This is a genomic window from Crocosphaera sp. Alani8, assembly GCF_038442745.1.
Taxonomy (GTDB): domain Bacteria; phylum Cyanobacteriota; class Cyanobacteriia; order Cyanobacteriales; family Microcystaceae; genus Crocosphaera.
This window is the reverse complement of record NZ_JARVCN010000226.1, coordinates 1-5,313: the sequence shown is the minus strand read 5'-3', so window position 1 is coordinate 5,313 and position 5,313 is coordinate 1. Positions and strand designations below refer to the sequence as shown.

Below are 5,313 nucleotides of genomic sequence, written 5' to 3'. Positions count from 1 at the left end.
GTTTGGCCTAAGTTTTCGCAGCGAGTGACCCCTGGCTTTTTGAGAAGATACCTTTGGTGAATATATCCGTAATCCAGGTGGAGTTGGATCTTTATTAGAAAAAAATGCCGGTTTAGAAACAGATAGTCAGATTTTATTACGGGATAATACTCATCTTTTAGTTAAAGAATTAAACGAGCGTTGTCCTGAAAATACTGACTTACAATCGTGGATTTTATATTTATTGGAGAACATTTTTCTAAAATGTTATTTAGTGACGGTTTCTACTTCTGATTTTGATACAGCTTATCGGATATTTTCTACCATTAATACCCGTGGTTTAGACTTACAATTAAATGATATTCTTAAGTCAGAAATTATCGGCAGTATCGAAGATGATAAAGACAGAGATAAATATACTCAAATTTGGGACGGAGAGGAAAGTGATTTAGGAAGAAAAGATTTTGAAGCGTTATTTTCTCATATTCATCGTATCAAGTTAAGAGAGAAACCAAAAGAAAATTTACTAACAGAGTATCGTAAAAGAATTAAACCACAAGACAATCCCAGACAATTTATTGGTGAAGTATTAAAACCTTGTTCTGATACCTTTGAAATGCTCAGAGATTATAAATTTAGTTGTGATGATGAGGAAGATAAGAAAGAAATTAATCGTCTCTTTGGTTGGTTAAATTTAATTGATAATGCTGATTGGGTACCTCCTGCTATTTACTTTTTAGTCAAATATCCTGACAAAACATCTCAGATAAAAAGCTTCTTTATTAACTTAGAAAGATTAGCAGCAGGATTAATGATTTTTAGAGCAGATATACACAAACGAGGAAAACGTTATGCTCAACTTCTAAAAGCAATAGATAAATCAGCAGAAACAGCGATGACTAGAGCTGAACAATTACTATCTGCTGATGACCAAAATAAAATATTTGAAATTATTAATGGTGATTTATACAACCAAAATCGTAGCCGCCTTTATGTCTTAAAACGGTTAGATTCTTGCCTTGCTGAAGGAGGAATAAGTCTTAGTTTTGACGCTAAAATGGTGACAATAGAGCATATTTTACCCCAAAATCCCAAGCCAAATAGTCAGTGGTGTCAAAATTGGACAGAAAAAGATAGACAAACCTGGGTAGATCGTTTAGGCAATTTAGTGTTGCTCTCTAGAAAGAAAAACACTGCCGCTAAAAACTATGATTTTGATAAAAAGAAAAATACATATTTTAGGCAAGTAAATCAAGTTATTTTCCCTTTAACTGTCGATGTGATTAATCAAGCTGAATGGACAGTTAAACAAGTTAAAGAAAACCAAGAAAAATATGTTGAATTATTAACCAATCTTTGGAGACTAGAATACAGTAAAATTAATAGTCAAGTATCAAATTCTATGGAAATAGAAGATATAGAACAAGCTGAATTATTGCTTAGACAATTAAAAGAGAAACTGGTTAGCAGATAAAATTATCTTTTCCATTGATAGAGATACAGACAGTTATTTAGCTGTCTGTAGTGTCCAAGACACCAACAATTAAAAGTCTTATATTGTAACTACAATGACCCTGTGTACTTCTAATCTCATGGTGAGATTTTTTATGTTGCGTTTTGCTTAATCTAATGAATATTCCTACCATCAAGAGCGATCAAGTTAAATCTCGAATTTCCCCTTGGTTAATCAATGTTGCTTATCCTTTGGGATCAAAAATAGTGTTGCCCTTATATTTTGGACCTTTGGTTATAAATGGACAAGAAAATGTCCCCAAAACCGGGCCAGTTCTTCTTGCACCCACCCATCGCTCTCGCTGGGATGCCCTGATCATACCCTATGCAGTGGGTAGAATAGTCAGTGGTCGAGATGTAAGGTTTATGGTTACCTCCAGCGAAATGACAGGTATTCAAGGGTGGTTTATTCGACGGATGGGGGGGTTTCCAGTAGATGTTAAACGGCCAGGAGCCAGCAGTTTAGAGCATAGCGTAGAAGTTCTCAAACAGGGAGAAATGTTAGTTATCTTTCCAGAAGGAGGAATTTTCCGAGATAGAGAAGTTCATCCCCTCAAGCGAGGTGTGGCACGTATTGCATTAGAAGTAGAAGCTCAACAACCTGGTTGCGAGATGAAAATATTACCAGTTGCGATCGAATACAGTCAGCCCTTCCCCAGTTGGGGAACCAGTGTTACTGTTAATATTGGTTCTCCTCTCCATGCCGCAAGTTATGACATAGCCTCCCTTAAAAGCAGTTCCAAAAAGCTAACCCAGGATTTAGAATCTCATCTGAAAGGGATATTTCAAGGTAAACTTAAGCAGACACTCACTCGAAAATAATACTATTGCTTTAACGAGTAGTTACCAATGAATCAATCTTTAGTTCCTGTCCCTTCTGGCATTTTTCAAGTTTTGGATAATCCTATTAACCAAAATAGTGCTGATGAGCGTCCTTTAAAATTTTCTTTGGTCTTACCCACCTATAAAGAAGCGGGTAATATTCAAGATATAGTCAAAATTTTAACCGATTTACTAGATAAATCCATTGCCGGGGACTACGAACTGATTGTTGTTGACGATAATAGTCCCGATAATACTTGGAAATTAGCCTTAGAATTGACCTCAGAATATCCCCAACTGCGAGTCATGTGTCGCACCGAGGAAAAAGGTCTATCCACCGCCGTGATTCGAGGATGGCAAGTGGCCAGGGGAGAGATTCTGGGAGTGATAGATGCGGACTTACAACACCCTCCAGAAGTTCTCCAACAGCTTTTAGGCAAAATGGATAGAGGGGCCGATCTAGCTGTGGCGAGTCGCCATGTGGAAGGGGGTGGGGTTAGCGAATGGAGTATCATACGTCGGTTTTTGTCCCGTGGCGCACAAGTGTTGGGTTTGATGATTCTCCCAGAAGTAATTGGTCGTCTTTCGGACCCCATGAGCGGTTATTTTATGGTGCGTCGCAGTGCGATCGCTGGCAAACCCCTAAGTCCGGTGGGTTACAAAATTTTGATAGAAGTCACTGCTAGGGGTAAGATTCAGTGGTTAGGGGAAGCCGGATATGTGTTCCGAGAACGTCACGCCGGAGAAAGTAAGGTAACTTGGAAGCAATATATTGAGTATTTACAGCATCTTATACGACTTCGTTTATCCTTATCTGCTAGGTTTATCCAGTTTTGTTTAGTTGGGTTTAGTGGACTTTTTGTGGATCTTGTGGTCTTTTCTTTACTTCGGAAAGGCTTACAATTAGGTCTAACCCGCAGTACCATTCTCTCGGCAGAGGTAGCGATTATTAATAATTTTCTCTGGAACGATTTATGGACATTTCGGGACATTTCCAGTCGCCAGCCAGGGAAACGTCAACGACTAAAAAGATTCATTAAGTTTAATTTTGTCTGTCTTGCTGGTGTCATCTTACAAACATTATTAGTTAATACTTTTTTTGCTATTTTCCAAAGGCTACAGTTAGATGAAATGGTGGCAAGTATAACAGAAAATGTTTTTTTAAGAGAAGTTATTGCTAGTGATATTTTAGCGAAATTAATTGCCATTGCCATAGTAACTTTTTGGAATTTTTGGTTGAATAGTAAGTTAAGTTGGCGGGTGACAGAAGTTGAGCGATAGTTTCCCTAATTATTTATTTAGTACCAGCAAAGTATTTTCTAGTTTCGATAAAACTTTCTCAACTAAACCCGATGAGGTAATGTCAAACCACTCGATCTCTGGATAAGCACGAAACCAGGTTCTTTGCCGTTTGGCAAACTGGCAAGTATGGGAAACAATCTCTTTTTCTGCTTCGATTAAAGATAGTTTTCCTTGCAGATAATCAACAATTTCTGCATATCCTAATGTTTTCAATAAGGGTAAATCCCAACCATATTTTTTTACCAACGTTTCTACTTCTTCAATTAAACCTAGATCGAGCATTTTTTTCGTTCTTTGTACAATTCTTGTCTTTAATTTTTCAGCAGAACAATCTAAACCAATCTGTATAATAGGATAAGTAGGTGGATTTTCTCCTTGTTGTTTAGAGATAGGAACACCAGTAACGTAAAAAACTTCTAAAGCACGCAAGGTTCTTACTTGATCATTGGGGTGAATTTTTTCAATTGCTACGGGATCGACTTGTTGTAAAATTTGATAACATTGTTCTTGTCCTAAACTTTGTAACTGTAATCTTAATTGGGGTTGTGGGGAAACTCTAGGAATTTTTAATCCTTTCACAACAGATTTAATATACAGTCCACTTCCTCCTACTAAAAGAGGAAATTTAGTGATGTTTTTATTGATTAAACTTTCTGCTTTTTCTTGATATTCCGCTAAAGTTAATGTATCTCTTGGATCGCAAATATCTATTAAATAATGGTGAATTAAAGCTTGTTCTGTAGGAGTTGATTTCGCTGTTCCAATATTAAACTCTCGATAAACTTGACGAGAGTCTGCACTAATAATGATCGAATTAATAGCTTGGGCAATTTCTAAAGCTAAGGCTGTTTTACCTGTTGCGGTTGCTCCACAAACCACGATTAAGCCTCTTGACATAATGACAAATATTAGCAATTTTTTTCATCATAACAAAATTTTGATTCAATATTAAAATATATAACAAAGTTTAAAGGTAGACTTGAACCTTCTGTACTTTGTCGTTTATAGTTATGATGCTATCTTGAAGTTATAAAAGATCCTGGTTAAAAAATAACCTATCACCAATAACTCAAGAAAATACTGTCTTATGAAAAAACTGAACAGGGATAAAATAAAGAACAGATAGAATTCTTTAAAAAGATGATGTCTCCTTGAATTTTATTTTTTTTCACTGTTAAGACGTTCCCTATACTTTAAAATCAAGAAACATTAGAGATTATTAATTCAATCAATTTAGTATCAATTGTGTTTAATCTCATTCTATTTGATTTCTTCTCAAACTTTTAAGCCTCTGTTGGTTAAGTGATGAAATCTTATAGGAGTTTTTATGTTCTTAGTGAAAAATACAATAGGAAAAATTGTTATCACTCTTATTGTAGTAATCTTACTATTGGTAGGAGGTACTAATTATTTTATTTGGTACAATTTTAAGAGAGAAGTTCCTACTGTCTACAAATCAGCAGAAGACCATTTCAAATACGGTTCTATCAATTCTGGCGGGGTTCCTTTCTTTATTTGGGAAGTCCTACCAGATTTATTCGCAGAATATTTACCAGAACCTGGAGGCTATAAATCCCTGGGTTTTATATGGGAAGAAGGACAAGAAATGCCCGTTGGTGTTTCCAAAAGTGTTGTTGGTTTTCCCCAGGGCTATTTCATTCTGAAAAGTTCCAAAATATGCTTTAGGGAATGACCACA

5 protein-coding genes are annotated in these 5,313 nt (G+C 36.0%); 4 read left to right on the top strand and 1 reads right to left on the bottom strand.

Annotation, left to right across the window (positions count from 1 at the left end):
- Positions 1 to 223: 223 nt before the first annotated feature.
- The 3 genes from P9B04_RS13710 (at position 224) to P9B04_RS13700 (ending at position 3,594) form a co-directional block, all read left to right on the top strand.
- A complete protein-coding gene (locus P9B04_RS13710) occupies positions 224 to 1,453 on the top strand; it encodes an HNH endonuclease family protein (protein WP_342055550.1) in 1,230 nt (409 codons plus the stop codon).
- Positions 1,454 to 1,608: 155 nt separating this feature from the next.
- Positions 1,609 to 2,313, top strand: coding sequence for a lysophospholipid acyltransferase family protein (locus P9B04_RS13705; RefSeq protein ID WP_342055549.1), 705 nt, complete (start codon positions 1,609 to 1,611; stop codon positions 2,311 to 2,313).
- Between the two features lie 27 nt (positions 2,314 to 2,340).
- Complete coding sequence (locus tag P9B04_RS13700; RefSeq protein WP_342055548.1) at positions 2,341 to 3,594, top strand: glycosyltransferase; 1,254 nt, start codon at positions 2,341 to 2,343, stop codon at positions 3,592 to 3,594.
- 9 nt (positions 3,595 to 3,603) lie between these two features.
- Here P9B04_RS13700 and miaA read toward each other — a convergent pair whose 3' ends face one another.
- Entirely contained in the window at positions 3,604 to 4,512 is a 909-nt protein-coding gene (gene miaA / locus P9B04_RS13695) for a tRNA (adenosine(37)-N6)-dimethylallyltransferase MiaA (protein WP_342055547.1), read from the bottom strand.
- A 430-nt stretch (positions 4,513 to 4,942) separates the two neighbouring features.
- On the opposite strand from miaA, the gene P9B04_RS13690 reads away from it, so the two are divergent.
- Positions 4,943 to 5,308 carry a hypothetical protein gene (locus P9B04_RS13690; protein ID WP_342055546.1) on the top strand — a complete coding sequence of 122 codons (366 nt, stop codon included), beginning with the start codon at positions 4,943 to 4,945 and terminating at the stop codon, positions 5,306 to 5,308.
- Positions 5,309 to 5,313 lie beyond the last annotated feature (5 nt).